The 17094-nt window shown below is 70.0% G+C and carries 12 protein-coding genes; 4 read left to right on the forward strand and 8 right to left on the reverse strand.

Annotated features, from left to right (window positions below; all coding sequences use genetic code 11):
• Positions 1-108: 108 nt before the first annotated feature.
• Positions 109-1341, reverse strand: a complete 1233-nt coding sequence (hemW, locus tag POF73_RS04660; RefSeq protein ID WP_272113146.1) for a radical SAM family heme chaperone HemW — start codon at positions 1339-1341, stop codon at positions 109-111.
• Positions 1342-1434: 93 nt separating this feature from the next.
• Entirely contained in the window at positions 1435-3639 is a 2205-nt protein-coding gene (locus POF73_RS04665; RefSeq protein ID WP_272113147.1) for a SpoIIE family protein phosphatase, read from the reverse strand.
• A 192-nt stretch (positions 3640-3831) separates the two neighbouring features.
• Here POF73_RS04665 and POF73_RS04670 point away from each other — a divergent pair, with 192 nt between their 5' ends.
• Positions 3832-7911, forward strand: coding sequence for a HAMP domain-containing protein (locus tag POF73_RS04670; RefSeq protein WP_443049415.1), 4080 nt, complete (start codon positions 3832-3834; stop codon positions 7909-7911).
• A gap of 12 nt (positions 7912-7923) precedes the next feature.
• A complete protein-coding gene (locus POF73_RS04675) occupies positions 7924-8496 on the forward strand; it encodes a response regulator (protein WP_272113149.1) in 573 nt (190 codons plus the stop codon).
• A 107-nt stretch (positions 8497-8603) separates the two neighbouring features.
• Here POF73_RS04675 and POF73_RS04680 read toward each other — a convergent pair whose 3' ends face one another.
• Both POF73_RS04680 and lepA read right to left on the reverse strand, forming a co-directional pair.
• Positions 8604-10478, reverse strand: a complete 1875-nt coding sequence (locus tag POF73_RS04680; protein ID WP_272113150.1) for an AMP-dependent synthetase/ligase — start codon at positions 10476-10478, stop codon at positions 8604-8606.
• A 271-nt stretch (positions 10479-10749) separates the two neighbouring features.
• Positions 10750-12618, reverse strand: coding sequence for a translation elongation factor 4 (gene lepA, locus POF73_RS04685; protein WP_272113151.1), 1869 nt, complete (start codon positions 12616-12618; stop codon positions 10750-10752).
• A gap of 254 nt (positions 12619-12872) precedes the next feature.
• Between lepA and rpsT the strand changes: the two genes are divergently transcribed.
• On the forward strand, positions 12873-13139 hold the full coding sequence (rpsT, locus tag POF73_RS04690) for a 30S ribosomal protein S20 (protein WP_272113152.1): 267 nt from the start codon (positions 12873-12875) through the stop codon (positions 13137-13139).
• 220 nt (positions 13140-13359) lie between these two features.
• Here rpsT and POF73_RS04695 read toward each other — a convergent pair whose 3' ends face one another.
• Both POF73_RS04695 and holA read right to left on the reverse strand, forming a co-directional pair.
• Positions 13360-13755: a nuclear transport factor 2 family protein gene (locus POF73_RS04695; RefSeq protein ID WP_272113153.1), complete on the reverse strand. Its 396-nt coding sequence runs from the start codon at positions 13753-13755 to the stop codon at positions 13360-13362.
• Between the two features lie 68 nt (positions 13756-13823).
• A complete protein-coding gene (gene holA, locus POF73_RS04700) occupies positions 13824-14813 on the reverse strand; it encodes a DNA polymerase III subunit delta (protein WP_272113154.1) in 990 nt (329 codons plus the stop codon).
• Positions 14814-14873: 60 nt separating this feature from the next.
• On the opposite strand from holA, the gene POF73_RS04705 reads away from it, so the two are divergent.
• A complete protein-coding gene (locus POF73_RS04705) occupies positions 14874-15695 on the forward strand; it encodes a class I SAM-dependent methyltransferase (protein WP_272113155.1) in 822 nt (273 codons plus the stop codon).
• A 14-nt stretch (positions 15696-15709) separates the two neighbouring features.
• Here POF73_RS04705 and POF73_RS04710 read toward each other — a convergent pair whose 3' ends face one another.
• The gene (locus POF73_RS04710) at positions 15710-15955 is read right to left on the reverse strand and encodes a hypothetical protein (RefSeq protein WP_272113156.1); all 246 of its coding nucleotides are present in this window, start codon (positions 15953-15955) and stop codon (positions 15710-15712) included.
• Positions 15956-16252: 297 nt separating this feature from the next.
• Positions 16253-17092 carry an arylamine N-acetyltransferase family protein gene (locus tag POF73_RS04715; protein WP_272113157.1) on the reverse strand — a complete coding sequence of 280 codons (840 nt, stop codon included), beginning with the start codon at positions 17090-17092 and terminating at the stop codon, positions 16253-16255.
• Positions 17093-17094 lie beyond the last annotated feature (2 nt).

Raw genomic sequence — 17094 nt, forward strand, 5'->3', positions numbered from 1 at the left:
GGCAGAACGCGGTGCGCCATGATCGGGCGCACCTGCTCCACCCGCCCCGAGTGACCCGAGTGACCCGAGTGACCCGAGTGACCCGGGTGACCCGGGTGACCCGGGTGATCAGTCCACCAGGTCCCTGACCACCGCGTCCGCCAGCAACCGCCCCCGCAGCGTCAGCACCGCACGCCCCTGCGCATACGGCCCCTCCTGGAGCAGCCCTTCCGCCAGGGCCCGGCGCGACGCCGCGAGCCCCTCCGGCCGCAGCAGCTCCAGCGGTGCCCCCTCCCGCAGCCTCAGCTCCAGCAGGATGCGCTCCACCCTGCGGTCCTCGTCCGAGAGGAGCTCGCGCCCGGCGCCCGGCGACCGTCCCGCGGCCAGGGCCGCCGCGTACGCGCCGGGGTGCTTCACGTTCCACCAGCGGACCCCGCCGACGTGGGAGTGCGCTCCCGGTCCCGCGCCCCACCAGTCGGCGCCCCGCCAGTACAGCTCGTTGTGCAGGCAGCGGGCGGCCTGCGAGGTGGCCCAGTTGGAGACCTCGTACCAGTCGAAGCCCGCCTCGGAGAGGACCGACTCCGCGATCAGGTAGCGGTCGGCGTGGACGTCGTCGTCCGTCATCGGGACCTCGCCCCGGCGGATACGACGGGCCAGCTGGGTGCCCTCCTCGACGATCAGGGCGTACGCGGACACATGGTCCGGCCCGGCACCGATCGCCGCCTCCAGCGAGGCCCGCCAGTCGTCGTCCGACTCCCCGGGGGTGCCGTAGATCAGGTCCAGGTTCACATGCTCGAAGCCCGCAGCGCGGGCCTCGGCGACGCAGGCCTCGGGGCGGCCCGGGGTGTGCGTGCGGTCCAGGATCCTCAGCACGTGCTGTTTCGCGCTCTGCATGCCGAAGGAGATCCGGTTGAAGCCGCCCTCGCGGAGCGTGGCCAGATATGCCGGGTCGACCGACTCCGGGTTCGCCTCGGTGGTGATCTCCGCGTCCGGGGCCAGTCCGAACTCGTCGCGGATCGCCCCCAGCATCCGTACGAGATCGTCGGCGGCCAGCAGCGTCGGCGTACCGCCGCCCACGAAGACCGTGCGGACCTCGCGCGGGTCGTCGCCGAGGGTCTTGCGGGCCAGGCGGATCTCGTCGGTCAGCGTCTCGGCGTAGTTGTCGCGGGACGCCAGCACTCCGCCGGTGCCGCGCAGCTCGGTCGCCGTGTAGGTGTTGAAGTCGCAGTAGCCGCAGCGGGTCGCGCAGTACGGGACGTGCAGGTAGAAGCCGAGGGGGCGGTCGGCGGACCCGGCGAGCGCGGACGCCGGGAGAGCGCCGTCGTCGGGGACGGGCTCGCCGTCGGGGAGTGCGGAGGGCATGGGTTCCATTGTCCAGCACGCGCGTGTATGTCCAGCACGCGTGTCCAGCACGCGCGTGTATGTCCAGCACGCGCGCGTGCCGCCCCGAAACCGCTACTCGGCCTGCAGCACCAGCAACGCCAGATCGTCCTCCGGCGGACGGCCGCCGAACTCGTGGACCAGCCTGCGGATCCGCTCCGCGATCAGCTGGGCGTTCAGCCCCGCGCACCCGGCGAGCGCGTTCGCGAGGCCGTCGCCGTCGTCGAACTGGCGGGTGCCGCTGCGCCGCTCGGTCACCCCGTCGGTCACGCACAGCAGGGTGTCGCCCGAGCGCAGCTCGAAGGTCTCGCTGGTGTACGTCGCGTCCTCGACGACCCCGAGGATGGTCTGCGGCTCCGCGGCGGTGTGCACCTCGCCGCCCGCGCCCAGCAGCAACGGCAGCGGGTGCCCGGCGGAGGCGAGGGTGCAGCGCAGACCGCCCTCGAAGGGCGTGAGTTCGCCGTACAGCAGGGACAGGAACCGGGGGGTCTGCGGGCCGTCACCGGGCGCGACCGGGCCGGCCAGGGCGCGGGCGGCGGCGTCGGCGGCCTCCGTGGCGTCGTCCAGGAGGAGCTGGTTGAGGCGGTCGAGGACGTCGGCGACCCGGTAGCCCTCACGGGCGAGGAGCCGCAGCCAGGGGCGTGCGATGCCGATCACGACGGCCGCCTCGGGGCCCTTGCCCTGGACGTCGCCGATGGCGAAGCACCAGCGGCCGTCGCCGGCCGGGAACAGGTCGTAGAAGTCGCCGCTCGGCCCGCCCTTGTCGCACGGTTCGTACACCAGCGCGCTGGCCACCCCGGGGATCTCCGCGACCGCGCCGGGCAGCAGCCCGCGCTGCAGGACCCGGCTGATGGTGGCCTGCCGGGCGTACTGGCGGGCCGCGCCGATGGCGAGGGCCACCCTGCGACTGAGGTCCTCCACGAGCCCGGTGACCTCGTCGGGGAAGCGGTCGAGGCCGGCCCGGCCGATGACCAGCGTGCCCAGCGGGTGGCCGCCGGCGATCAGGCGGTACGCCAACGCGGCGCCGTGCAGCCCGCGCTCGCCGAGCGCCGCACCGGGCGGCCAGGGATAGGGGGCGGGACCGGTGCGGTGGCTGTGGGCCGACTGCGGCGGCTCCTTCTCCAGGGCGCGGCGGAGTTCCTCGATGAGGTTCTCGGAGCCGTGCCAGACGCGGGCCAGCCGGGGCCCGGCGCCCGCGGTGCCGTCCACCGGACGGCCTCCCCCGCCGCCGGCCTCACCGGACCGGGGGTACCCCCAGCGCCCGGCGACCTCGTCCTCCAGCCACACCGCGCACCAGTCCGCCAGCCGCGGCACGATCAGCTGGCCGGCGAGGGCTGCGACCAGGTTCTCGTCGAGCTGCCCGGCGAGCAGGTCGGAGGCCTCGGCGAGGAAGGACAGGGCACCCCGGTTGAGCCAGTCCCGCTCCCGCTCGGGGCGGCGGGGATACGCCGAGTGGTTCGTGTAGTCCGCGTAGTCCTGGTACCCCGGCCGATGCCCCGGTTCCTCGGGGTCCCCGTGCCCGACCGGGGCCGCGGTCCGGGGCCCCGCCCCCGCCCCGTCGATCGGAGCCGAGGGCTGCCCCTGATCGGATGAAGCCGCGGGATCCCCCCGATCGAGCGAAGCATCGAGTGCGGCCGAGGGCGAAGGGGCGGCCGGAAGCTGGGCCGGCGGCTCCGGTGCGAGGATCTCCGCGACCCGCAACCCCCGCTCCAGCGCCTGCTCTTCGGCGTACGCCTCGATGTCGTCCCTGGAAGCCAGGGGGTCCTCGGCGGGCAGCCGCGCCCACACGATCTTGGCCCCGGTGCGGTAGGTGACGCCCCAGGACTCGGCGAGCCGGGACACCAGTCGCAGTCCGCGGCCGTACTCCGGGGTCTCGTACGGCGACTCGACCTCGCCGCCGCGCGGGGCGCGCGAGGGGTGGTGGTCCAGGACCTCGACGAGGAGGGCTCCGGTGTCCTCCTCCAGCCGGCAGGTGAGCTCGACATCGGTACCGGCGTGTACGACGGCGTTGGTGACGAGTTCGCTGACGGCCACGACCGCGTCGTCGATGAGGCGGTCGCTGAGGCATTCGGCGCCGGGGAGCCCGGAGGTGGCCCATTCGGTGAGGGCGGAGCGCACGAGGGAGCGGGCGGAGCCCGGGGAGAGAGGGCTGCCGGGGAGGGTGGTGCGGGCTTCGGGACGCGGGCGCGCGTCGTGGTCCGCGCGCAGGCGTGTGCCCCCGTGCGCAGGCGCATCAGAGGCACGGGTGACGGTCACCCGTTGCACCGGAATGGCCCCCATGGACAGCTCCCCGAACGGTTCGGACGAATACGCCTCGGTCGACGCCGACAGAGTGACAGACTGGCCACGCCCATAAGCACCGAGTTACCGAAGTGGGCCGCCATGAGTGAGAACCGTGCTACGCGTGTGCTCGAAGACGGACAGAAAGACGGTCAAATTCGAGCATCGGAACTACGCCCGCTGCTCGCCGCGATGACCGCGGCCCGCGACGGCGACTTCCGCCGCCTCCCGGAGACCGGCGAGGGAGTGGTGGCTGAGCTGACCGCGGTCTTCAACCAGATCATGGACCGCAGCACCCACTTCAACGGCGAGATGCAGCGGGTGAAACGGGAGTTGGTGCGGCACGGCCGACTCGACGAGCGGCTCTCGGCGAGCCCGGGTCAGGGCGACTGGACGACCCGCGTCAACGACGTCAACCATGTGCTCGACGCCCTGGTGGCCCCGGCGGCGAACGCGACGCGTGTCCTGGACGCGGTGGCGGGCGGCGACCTGACCCAGCGCGTCGATCTGCACGACGGCAGCCGCCAGTTACGCGGTGACCTGCGCCGTCTGGGCCGGGCCGTGAACAAGATGGTCGACCAGCTCTCCCTGTTCACCGGCGAGGTCACCCGTGTCGCCCGCGAGGTCGGCACCGAGGGCCGGCTCGGCGGCCGGGCCAAGGTGCAGGGGCTGTCCGGCAGTTGGCGGGACGTGACCGAGGCGGTCAACACGATGGCGTCCCGGCTGACCGCCCAGGTGCGCGACATCGCCCTGGTGACCACGGCCGTGGCCCGCGGCGACCTGACCCGCACGGTCACCGTCGAGGCGACCGGCGAGCTGCTCGAACTCAAGCTGACCGTCAACACGATGGTCGACCAGCTCTCCGCCTTCGCCGACGAGGTGACGAGGGTCGCCCGCGAGGTGGGCACCGAAGGACAGCTGGGCGGGCGCGCCCAGGTACGCGGCGTCAGCGGCGTGTGGAAGGACCTCACCGACAACGTCAACTTCATGGCGTCGAACCTGACGTCCCAGGTCCGCAACATCGCCCAGGTCACCACCGCCGTCGCCAACGGCGACCTGAGTCAGAAGATCACCGTCGACGCCCAGGGCGAGATCCTCGAACTCAAGTCGACCATCAACACGATGGTGGACCAGCTCTCCGCCTTCGCCGACGAGGTCACCCGCGTCGCCCGCGAGGTCGGCACCGAGGGCAACCTCGGCGGGCGCGCCCAGGTACGTGGCGTCAGCGGCGTATGGAAGGACCTCACCGACAACGTCAACTTCATGGCGGACAACCTGACCTCCCAGGTCCGCAACATCGCGCTCGTCTCCACCGCCGTGGCCCAGGGCGACCTCGGCAAGAAGATCACGGTGGAGGCGAAGGGCGAGATCCTGGAGCTGAAGTCGACCATCAACACGATGGTGGACCAGCTCTCCGCCTTCGCCGACGAGGTCACCCGCGTCGCCCGCGAGGTCGGCACCGAGGGCAACCTCGGCGGGCAGGCCCAGGTACGCGGCGTCAGCGGCGTGTGGAAGGACCTCACCGACAACGTCAACTTCATGGCGCTGAACCTGACGTCCCAGGTCCGCAACATCGCCCAGGTCACCACCGCCGTCGCCAACGGCGACCTCTCCAAGAAGATCACCGTGGACGCCCGCGGCGAGATCCTCGAACTCAAGGACACCGTCAACACGATGGTGCAGCAGCTGCGCGCCTTCGCCGACGAGGTCACCCGCGTGGCCCGCGAGGTCGGCACCGACGGCCGGCTCGGCGGCCGGGCGCAGGTGCTGGGCGTCTCCGGGGTCTGGCGGGACCTGACCGACAACGTCAACTACATGGCCGACAACCTCACCTCACAGGTCCGCAACATCGCCCAGGTCACCACCGCCGTCGCCAACGGCGACCTCTCCAAGAAGATCGACGTGGACGCGCGCGGCGAGATCCTGGAGCTGAAGACCGCCATCAACACGATGGTCGACACCCTCTCCTCCTTCTCCTCCGAGGTCACCCGCGTGGCCCGCGAGGTCGGCTCCGAGGGCCAACTCGGCGGCCAGGCCCGGGTGGAGGGCGTGTACGGCACCTGGAAGCGCCTGACGACGAATGTGAACGAACTCGCGTCGAACCTCACCACCCAGGTCCGCGCGATCGCCGAGGTCGCCTCCGCGGTGGCCCAGGGCGACATGTCCCGCTCGATCACGGTCGAGACACAGGGCGAGGTCGCCGAGCTGAAGGACAACATCAACCTGATGGTGGCCAACCTGCGCGAGACGACCCGCGCCAAGGACTGGCTGGAGTCCAACCTGGCCCGCCTGGCCGCCCTGATGCAGGGCCACCGCGACCTGATGGAGGTCGCCGACCTGCTGCTGCGCGAGCTGACGCCGCTGGTGAACGCCCAGTACGGCGCTTTCTTCCTGGCCGACCCGAACGAGGAGAGCGCCGCGCTGCGCACCACCATGCCGGCGAAGGGGCTCGCGTTCATCGCCGGGTACGGCTCGGCGCAGGGCACGACCATCGAGACGGGCGGTCTGCCGGTGCACGGGCTCGTACAGCAGGCGGCCCGGGAGAAGAAGCGGATCCTCGTCGAGGAGGCCCCGCCGGACTACATCAAGATCAACAGCGGGCTCGGTGAGGCGGCGCCGACCAGCGTCGTCATCATCCCGATCCTCTTCGAGGACAAGCTCCTCGGCGTGATCGAGCTGGCCTCCTTCTCCCGCTTCTCCGACGTCCACCTGGCGTTCTTCGACCAGTTCGTGAACACCATCGCCGTCGCGATCAACACGATCATCGCCAACTCCCGTACGGAGTCCCTGCTCGGCGAGTCCCAGCGCCTGGCCATGCAGCTCCAGGAGCGCTCGGACGAACTCCAGATGCAGCAGGCGGAGTTGCAGCGCTCCAACGCCGAACTGGAGGAGAAGGCGGCCCTGCTGGCGACGTCGTCGCAGTACAAGTCGGAGTTCCTGGCGAACATGTCGCACGAACTCCGAACCCCCCTGAACTCCCTGCTGATCCTTGCTCGTCTGCTCTCCGACAACCCGGACGGCCACCTCTCCGACCAGGAGGTGCAGTTCGCGACGACGATCCACCGCTCCGGCTCGGACCTCTTGCAGCTGATCAACGACATCCTGGACCTGTCGAAGATCGAGGCCGGCCGGATGGACGTCCGCCCGAAGAAGCTGCCGCTCATCAAGCTGCTGGACTACGTCCACGCCACGTTCCGTCCGCTCACCCTGGACCGGGGGCTCGCCTTCGAGGTGTCGGTCGGCGAGGACGTGCCGCGCGAGATGTACTCCGACGAGCAGCGCCTCCAGCAGATCCTGCGCAACCTCCTGTCCAACGCGATCAAGTTCACGGCGACGGGCCGGGTCGAGCTGCGGGTGAACCGGGTGAAGGACCCCGAGCACCACTACGCCCACGAGGGCGACCAGGTGATCGCGTTCGAGGTGTCCGACACCGGCATCGGCATCGCGCCGGAGAAACTCCCGGTCATCTTCGAGGCGTTCCAGCAGGCCGACGGCACCACCAACCGCAAGTACGGCGGCACGGGACTGGGCCTGTCCATCAGCCGGGAGATCGCGGGCCTGCTGGGCGGCCGTATCGTCGCCGAGAGCGAACCCGGCCAGGGCTCCACGTTCACGCTGTACGTCCCGGTCGTCAGCCCCGGTCACTCGGCCACCGGCCCGGTCCCCGAGAACCGTCCGCTGCCGGCTCCGGAGCTGTCCGCCGAGGCCTACCCGACCGCCCACGACGCGGACGAGACCTGGCCGACGCCGACCAAGCTGGAGGCGTGGCAGACGGGCCGGGCGGGCCGGGTGCTGCCGGGCCGGCGGGTGCTGATCGTGGACGACGACATCCGCAACGTCTTCGCGCTCACCCATGTGCTGGGCCGGGTCGGCATGCCGGTGCTGTATGCGGAGAACGGCCGCGAGGGCATCGAGACCCTGGAGCGCAACCCGGACGTCGAACTCGTCCTGATGGACATCATGATGCCGGAGATGGACGGCTACGAGACGATCTCCGCCATCCGTCGCACCCCGCGCTGGACGGACCTGCCCATCGTCGCGCTGACCGCGAAGGCCATGCCCGGCGACCGGGAGAAGTCCATCGCGCGGGGCGCCAACGACTACGTGCCCAAGCCGGTGGACGTCGATCAGCTGCTGACCGTCGTCTGCGACCTCCTGGACCCCGAGGGCGCGGAGCGCCGCGAGCCGGCCGTCGCGAATCCGGACAACACCGCAGAACCGGGACCGAGCCCTTCCGAGGAGGAAGTGGTCCCGCCGACGATCACCGAATGAGGCCACTTCACCATGAGCGCTGAGGCAACGACCGACGAGCGTGCGGGAATCCTTCTGGTCGACGACATGGAGGACAACCTGATCGCGCTGGAGGCCGTCCTGGGGTCCCTCAACGAGCCGCTCGTCCGCGCACGTTCGGGCGAGGAGGCCATGAAGGCGCTGCTGCGCCAGCGGTTCGCCCTGGTTCTGCTCGATGTCCGGATGCCGGGCATGGACGGCTTCGAGACGGCCACGAACATCAAACGGCTCGACCAGACCAAGGACGTCCCGATCATCTTCCTGACCGGCGCCGAGGACGACCCCGGCTACGCCTTCCGCGGCTACGCGACAGGCGCCGCGGACTATCTGACCAAGCCGTTCGACCCGTGGGTGCTGCGGGCGAAGGTGACGGTGTTCCTGGACCTGTACCGCAAGAGCCGCGAGCTGGAACACCTGCTGGCCCAGCGACAGGCCCGGGGCGGCGAGATAGGGACCCGACTGGCCGTACTGGAGGAACAACTGGCCGCCGACAGTCCGGACCTGCCGACCCTGCGCACACAGGTGAAAGAGCTACGGCGCCTGATCAACAAGGGCCAGGGAATCTGACCCCAAGGGGCGCGGGACTGTATCGATTTGCGACTCCGCCGCGCGGGCGCACCAGCCACGACGAACCGGCACCCGCGCGCAGTCCCCCGCCCCCCTCCGCCGAGGCGCTACGCCTCCCGCGTACCGGCGTACATCTCCTCGATCAGCGCCTTGTACTCCCGCTCCACAACCGGCCGCTTCAGCTTCAGGCTCGGCGTGATCTCCCCGTGCTCCACATCGAGATCCCGCGGCAGCAGCCGGAACTTCTTGATGGTCTGCCACTTCTGAAGCCCCTGGTTGAGCTTCTTGACGTAGCCGTCGACCATCTCGACGGTGATCGGCGCGGCCACGATCTCCGCGTACGACTTCCCGGACAGCCCGTTCTCCTCGGCCCACGCCTGGATCGCGACCTCGTCCAGCGCGATCAGCGCCGTGCAGAAGTTCCGGTCGGCGCCGTGCACCAGGATGTTGGAGACGTACGGGCAGACGGCCTTGAACTGCCCCTCGACCTCGGCGGGCGCGATGTACTTGCCGCCCGACGTCTTGATCAGGTCCTTCTTGCGGTCGGTGATGCGCAGATACCCGTCCGGAGACAGCTCGCCGATGTCACCGGTGTGGAACCAGCCGTCGCTCTCCAGCACCTCGGTGGTCTTGTCCGGCAGCCCGTGGTAGCCCTCCATGATGCCGGGGCCCCGCAGCAGGATCTCGCCGTCGTCGGCGATACGGACCTCCGTGCCGGGCAGCGGCTTGCCGACCGTGCCGGTGCGGTAGGCCTCGCCCGGGTTGACGAAGGAGGCGGCGGAGGACTCGGTGAGGCCGTAGCCCTCCAGGATGTGGATGCCGGCGCCGGCGAAGAAGTAGCCGATCTCCGGGGCGAGGGCGGCCGACCCCGAGACGCAGGCGCGCAGGTTGCCGCCGAAAGCCTCACGGATCTTGGCGTACACGAGCGTGTCGGCGACCTTGTGCTTGGCGGCGAGGCCGAACGGCGCGGAGTGGGTGCCGGTGCGCCGGAAGTTGTCCTGGGTGACCTTGGCGTACTCGCGGGCGACCTCGGCGGCCCACTGGAAGATCTTGTACTTGGCGCCACCGCCCGCGCGGGCCTTGGCGGCGACCCCGTTGTAGACCTTCTCGAAGATGCGGGGCACGGCGGCCATGTACGTCGGCTGCACGACCGGCAGATTCTCGATGATCTTGTCGACCCGGCCGTCGACGGCGGTCACGTGCCCGACCTCGATCTGGCCGGAAGTGAGCACCTTGCCGAAGACGTGCGCGAGCGGCAGCCACAGGTACTGCACGTCCTCGCTGCTGACCAGCCCGGTCGCGGCGATCGCCTTCGCCATGTACGACCAGTTGTCGTGCGGCAGCCGTACGCCCTTGGGGCGGCCGGTGGTGCCGGAGGTGTAGATCAGGGTGGCGAGCTGATCGGACGTGATCGCAGCGACCCGCTCCTTGACCAGGTCGGCGTCCTTCTCCAGCCGGGCCGCGCCGCGCTTCTCCAGCTCGTCGAGGGTGAGGATCCAGTCGGCGGTCTCGACACCGGCCGGGTCGATGACCACGACATGCGTGAGATACGGCAGCTCGGCGCGCTTCTCGACCGCCTTGGCCAGCTGCGCCGCGTCCTCGGCGATGAGCACCCGGCTCTCGGAGTCGGAGAGGATGAACGCCGACTCCTCTGCGTTGGTCTGCGGATAGATGGTGGTCGTCGCGGCACCGGCGCACATGATGCCCAGGTCGGCGAGGATCCACTCGATCCGGGTCGAGGCGGCGAGGGCCACCCGCTGCTCGGGCTGGACGCCCAGCTCGATGAGCCCGGCCGCGATCGCGTAGACCCGCTCGGCGGCCTGCGCCCAGCTCAGCGACCTCCAGTCGTCCGCACCCTGGCCCGAGGCCGACGGCACGGGATAGCGGTAGGCCTCGGCGTCCGGCGAGGCCGCCACGCGCTCCAGGAAGAGGGTCGCCACGCTCGGCGGACGGTTCTCGATCAGGGTCTGTGTGTCGCTCACGACATCCTCCGGGCCCGCGACTGTGCGGCTGGCTCAATAGCCGGCTTTGCGGCCGGCTCATTACGGCGGTCTTCACTCGCGAGCCGTTGTTTAACTCGCGAGTAACTATCGAGCAGGGATCAGAGTAAAGGCCGACCGGCCACCGCGTAAGGGGCAGCGGCCTGTCACTTCCTCCAGAGGACTACCCGCCGTATACACAGAGGCCCGCCGCACTTGCGTACGACGGACCCCTGTTGCACCGGTTTGCCGGGTCACCGACCGTTACCGGAGGTTACTTCTTGCCCTTGCCCGACCCCGCGCTGTCATCGCTGCTCAGCACGGCGATGAAGGCCTCCTGCGGAACCTCCACGGAACCCACCATCTTCATCCGCTTCTTGCCTTCCTTCTGCTTCTCCAGCAGCTTGCGCTTACGGGAGATGTCGCCGCCGTAGCACTTGGCGAGGACGTCCTTGCGGATGGCGCGGATGGTCTCGCGGGCGATCACCCGGGAGCCGATGGCGGCCTGGATGGGGACCTCGAAGGCCTGCCGCGGGATGAGCTCACGCAGCTTGGCGACGAGCCGCACGCCGTACGCGTACGCCGCGTCCTTGTGCGTGATCGCCGAGAAGGCGTCGACCTTGTCACCGTGCAGCAGGATGTCGACCTTGACCAGGCTGGAGGTCTGCTCGCCGGTGGGCTCGTAGTCCAGCGAGGCGTAACCGCGCGTCTTCGACTTCAGCTGGTCGAAGAAGTCGAAGACGATCTCCGCGAGCGGCAGGGTGTAGCGGATCTCGACGCGGTCCTCGGAGAGGTAGTCCATGCCGAGCAGGGTGCCTCGCCGGGTCTGGCACAGCTCCATGATCGAGCCGATGAACTCGGTGGGCGCGAGGATCGTGGCGCGCACGACCGGCTCGTACACCTCGTTGATCTTGCCCTCGGGGAACTCGCTCGGGTTGGTGACGGTGTGCTCGCTGCCGTCCTCCATCACGACCCGGTAGACCACGTTGGGCGCGGTGGCGATGAGATCGAGGCCGAACTCGCGCTCCAGCCGCTCACGGATCACATCGAGGTGGAGCAGGCCGAGGAAGCCGACGCGGAAGCCGAAGCCGAGGGCCGCGGAGGTCTCCGGCTCGTAGACGAGGGCCGCGTCGTTGAGCTGGAGCTTGTCCAGCGCCTCGCGCAGCTCCGGGTAGTCGGAGCCGTCCAGCGGATACAGGCCGGAGAAGACCATGGGCTTGGGGTCCTTGTACCCCCCGAGCGCCTCCGTGGCCCCCTTCTGCTGGCTGGTGACGGTGTCACCGACCTTGGACTGGCGGACGTCCTTCACGCCGGTGATGAGGTAACCCACCTCACCGACGCCGAGGCCGTCGGCCGACAGCATCTCGGGCGAGTTCGTCCCGATCTCCAGCAGCTCGTGCGTGGCGCCCGTCGACATCATCTTGATGCGCTCGCGCTTGTTGAGCTGGCCGTCGATGACACGGACGTACGTCACGACACCGCGGTAGGAGTCGTAGACGGAGTCGAAGATCATCGCGCGGGCGGGGGCATCCTTGACGCCGACCGGCGCGGGGACCTCCTTGACCACCCTGTCGAGCAGCGCGTCGACGCCGACGCCGGTCTTGGCGGAGACCCTGAGCACGTCGTCGGGGTCGCAGCCGACCAGGTTGGCGAGCTCCTCGGCGAACTTCTCGGGCTGCGCGGCCGGCAGGTCGATCTTGTTCAGCACGGGGATGATCGTGAGGTCGTTCTCCATCGCCAGGTAGAGGTTGGCGAGGGTCTGGGCCTCGATGCCCTGGGCGGCGTCGACGAGGAGGATGGTCCCCTCGCAGGCGGCGAGCGACCGCGAGACCTCGTAGGTGAAGTCGACGTGCCCCGGGGTGTCGATCATGTTGAGGATGTGCGTGTTGCCGGGCTCATGGGTCGGAGCCCAGGGCAGGCGCACCGCCTGGGACTTGATCGTGATGCCGCGCTCGCGCTCGATGTCCATCCGGTCGAGGTACTGAGCACGCATCTGCCGCTGCTCGACCACACCGGTCAGCTGGAGCATCCGGTCGGCGAGCGTGGACTTGCCGTGGTCGATGTGCGCGATGATGCAGAAATTGCGGATCAGAGCCGGGTCGGTACGGCTCGGCTCGGGCACATTGTTAGGGGTCGCGGGCACGCAGGGTCCTGTCTCTTGAGGCGCCTTATGCCTCGGGTCGGATCGATACGTAGGTTCCATGGTCCCACGGGCGGCGACCCGGGGGTGGTTTGGGCCACGATGGGCGGGCTTCGGCGACCGGTTTGGGGTGGCCGCGGGGCCGCTGGTAGCCTGGGTGGCTGTGTCTCATGCCCTCTCAGCACGAGGCACACCCCAAGAAAATCATCGGTACGGGTCCCGTGCGGCCCCGTGCCAGAACCTGAAAAGGCTCATTCGTGGCGAACATCAAGTCCCAGATCAAGCGGATCAAGACCAACGAGAAGGCTCGGCAGCGCAACAAGGCCGTCAAGTCCTCCCTGAAGACCGCGATCCGCAAGGCCCGTGAGGCCGCTGCCGCGGGTGACGTCGAGAAGGCCACCGAGCACGAGCGCGCTGCCGCGCGTCTGCTCGACAAGGCCGTCTCCAAGGGCGTCATCCACAAGAACCAGGCCGCCAACAAGAAGTCGGCGCTTGCTTCGAAGGTCGCTGCCCTCAAGGGCTGAACCTCTTCTTTGATCTGACCGCCGGAGGGAATCGAGCGGGCCCTCTCTCATCCGCTCCCGTCCGGCACCCCGAGCCTGTACGCGGCCTGCGTTCGCCACGCGGGTACGGGCTCAGCAGCTTGAACCGAAGGCCCCGGCCTCCGTCCTTCCCCAGGACGAAGGCCGGGGCCTTCGGTATGGTCGGGCCTCTCCTACGACGATCAGGCCCCTGCGGCGACGGTCACGACCAGAAGTCGTTGGACTTGTCGAGGTCCGCGATGCACTCGTCGAGATCGCTGATCTTGTCTCCCACGACCCGGAAGACGATCGCCTCGTCCTCGTCGATGCTCTTGCCCTGGCGCTCCGCCTTGAAGCGGTGCACGGAGACCACATGCCCCCGGCCGTCGACGAGCAGGCTGCGGAGCTCGACCTGCATCGTCCCGGCCGTCTCCTCGAAGAGCCGGCCGTACATCTCGATGACCGCGTCCTGCCCCTTGAAATCACCGGACAGCGGGTGGTTGCCGGGCACGTGATGCGTGCAGTCCGATGTCATCAGCCCACGCAGGGCGTCCATGTCACCCCGCGTGAAGGCTTCATAACCCTTGCGGACGAGAGTTGCGTGCGGGTGTTCAGCCATGCCTGATCGCCACCTTCCCTGATGTCCGGCGATGTACGGCTGATACGCCCGATTCTCCTCTCTTCTCCCTAGCCGCGCCCCCGGGACCGCGCGGCCCGCGCGATGGTGACGACCGCCTTCTCCAGGGCGTACTCGGGGTCGTCCCCGCCGCCCTTCACACCGGCGTCGGCCTCTGCGACCGCCTGCAACGCGACCGCCACTCCGTCGGGCGTCCAGCCCCGCATCTGCTGTCGCACCCGGTCGATCTTCCACGGCGGCATGCCCAGCTCGCGCGCCAGGTCGGCGGGGCGTCCGCCGCGGGCCGAGGACAGCTTCCCGATGGCCCGTACGCCCTGTGCGAGCGCGCTGGTGATCAGGACGGGCGCCACCCCGGTCGCCAGCGACCACCGCAGCGCCTCCAGCGCCTCGGCCGCCCGCCCCTCGACCGCCCGGTCGGCGACGGTGAAGCTCGACGCCTCGGCCCGGCCGGTGTAGTACCGCCCGACCACGGCCTCGTCGATGGTGCCCTCGACATCCGCGACCAACTGACTCACCGCGGACGCCAGCTCCCGCAGATCGCTCCCGATGGCGTCGACCAGCACCTGACAGGCCTCCGGCGTCGCGGACCGCCCGGTCGCCCGGAACTCGCCGCGCACGAACGCAAGCCGGTCCGCCGGCTTGGTCATCTTCGGGCACGCCACCTCCCGCGCCCCCGCCTTGCGCGCGGCGTCGAGCAGCTTCTTGCCCTTGGCCTGACCGGCGTGCAGCAGCACGAGGGTGATCTCCTCGGCCGGCGACCCCAGATACGCCGTCACGTCCTTGATCGTGTCCGCCGACAGGTCCTGCGCATTGCGCACGACCACGACCTTGCGCTCCGCGAACAGCGAGGGGCTGGTCAACTCGGCCAGCGTGCCGGGCTGCAGCTGGTCCGAGGTCAGGTCCCGCACGTCCGTGTCGGCATCGGCGGCCCGGGCGGCGACCACCACCTCCCGCACGGCACGGTCGAGCAGCAGCTCCTCCTGACCCACGGCAAGGGTCACGGGGGCGAGAAGGTCTTCGTTCGCAGTCTTCCTGGCCATCGCGTAAAGCATCCCATGGGCCACTGACAACGGGTCGTCCTGCTCACATAGGTTGGGTCGGTGACGACCACCGCATCGCAAGAGGCGTTCCTGCAAGCGTTCCACGCCGAGCACCCGGCGGTGACCACGGAGGCGCTCGGCTGCGGCCGCGCTCCCGACGGCCGGTCCAGCTACGAGATCCTTTGCGACCGGGTGGCCGACAGCAGGCGCGTGCTGGACCTCGGCTGCGGCGACGGCCTGCTGCTTGAGCTCCTGGCCCGAGGTGACGGACGACAGCTCGCGGGCGTGGACCTGTCCCCACAGTGCCTGGCCCTGGCACGGCAGCGACCGACGCTCGCCGGGGCGCGCCTGGAAGTGGCCCGGGCCCAGACGCTCCCCTTCGCCGACGACGGCTTCGACGCCTGTGTCTCCCACATGGCGCTGATGCTGATGGGCGATATCGAGCAGGTCGTCGCCGAGATCGCCCGAGTGCTGTCCCCCGGCGGGACCCTGGCCTGCGTGCTGGGTGGCGGAGCCGTCGGCGGCGAGGCCTACGAGCTGTTCATCGGGCTGTTGCGCGGCACGATCCAGGCGGCGCCCGCCTCACAGCGCATCCCGTCGCTGGGTGACAGCAGGACACGCAGTCGCGAGGGACTCGACGAGCTCCTCGGCCCGGCAGGCTTCACCGCCGTGGACTGGGAGACCGTCCCCATCGATCTGAGCGGTCCGGTGGACCAGGTATGGGCCGCCCTCTCCGGCGTCTACGACCTCGGCCCGCTCGACGAGACGACCGTCGAGCGCCTGCGCACGGCCTTCTTCGCCGAGGTGCGCGACATGACGACGCCGGAGGGGCTCGTCCCCTGCGCCTTCACCATCTACCTGGCAACGGCACGAGTGCGCTGACCGCCGAGGAGCCCCTAGGGCTCCTCCCGCCAGCCGTCCCACTCCCCCGCGAACTCATCCAGCTTCCCGGGATCGAGCCGCCCCTGCTCGTCCCGCAGCACCACCAGCCACTGGGCGTCCTCGGCATCGTCCTCGCCGGCCAGCGCGTCCCGCACCAGCCGGGGCTCCTCGTCGACACCGAACCGCTCCCCGAGCGCCTCCGCGACCTCCTCCGCCGCGTCACGGTCGGGCAGCACCAGCACATGTCTCACATCGCTCACGGAGCAATTCTCAGGCACCCGAGGAGTGACGAGCGCGCGGGTCCTGGCACGAGCAGCACGTGCAGCCCTGAGTGACCTCTGTGCCCGATCCGGAAGGACCACCCGGGCACTCCGGGCGCTCCGGGCACCTTGGGCAACCCAGGCACTCCGGGCGCCCTGGGCAGCCCGAGCGGCCCGAGTGGCCCGACTGGCCCGTCCGCCTTCGCCCGTCCTGGGTGTTCCTGCCTGCCCTCGCCCGTCCTCGCCCGACCCGGTGCGTCCTCGCCCGTCCTCACCCGCCCAGGCCCCGCCCTCGAATCAGCCCTCCCCGTTCGGCTTTCGCACCGTCGGCACCCGGTCCAGTTCGATCCCGAACCGCTCGCGGTACACCCCCAGCACCTCCTCGTCCGTGCCCAACTCCCGCTCCTCACGTGTCCCGTCGGCCGCCGTCGCCTTGAACGTGCGGCCGCTGAGCGTGATCCGCCCGCCTTCCTCCGTCACCCGCGAACACACCAGTGACTGGGTGAAGTGCGAGGCCGGCGAGGTGCTGTGCCACCACGCCCCGGCCACGAAATCACCGAGCACCCGCGGCCGCCGCTCCAGCCGGTACTCCGGTCTGCCGTCCATGACGACCTCCAGGTCCGCCGCCTCGGCCACGTCGTGCCCGCCGCGCACCCCGGCCGCGTCCGGCCCGGCCTCGACGATCCGGAACACCCCCGCCGGATCCACCTGCTCACCCCGCGCCTCGAAGGCCAGCGGATAGTGGCTGTGCGCCCCGAAGCCGACGTCCGCCAACCACGCGCCGCCGTCCACCGTGCGCACCTTCAGCGCCATGTGGTCGTAGGGAATCCCCAGCCGTTCCTCCTTGCCGTGGACACGCGCCGCGAGCAGTGTCACGTCGAAGCCGAGCGCGCCGAGCAACGTCCCGAACGCCCCGTTCAGTTCGTAACAGAACCCACCCCGTCGCGCCCCCACCACCTTGTCCAGCACCCGCTTCTCCGCCAGGACGATCTCCTCGCCGAGGTGGATCGACAGGTTCTCGAAGGGCACCGTCTGCAGATGGCGCAGATGCAGTTCGCGCAGCACGTCCACGGTGGGCCACGCCGGGTGCTCGACCCCAAGGCGACGGAGATAGGCATCAACCTCAACGGAATCCATGA

The organism is Streptomyces sp. HD (assembly GCF_028369295.1).
GTDB lineage: Bacteria > Actinomycetota > Actinomycetes > Streptomycetales > Streptomycetaceae > Streptomyces.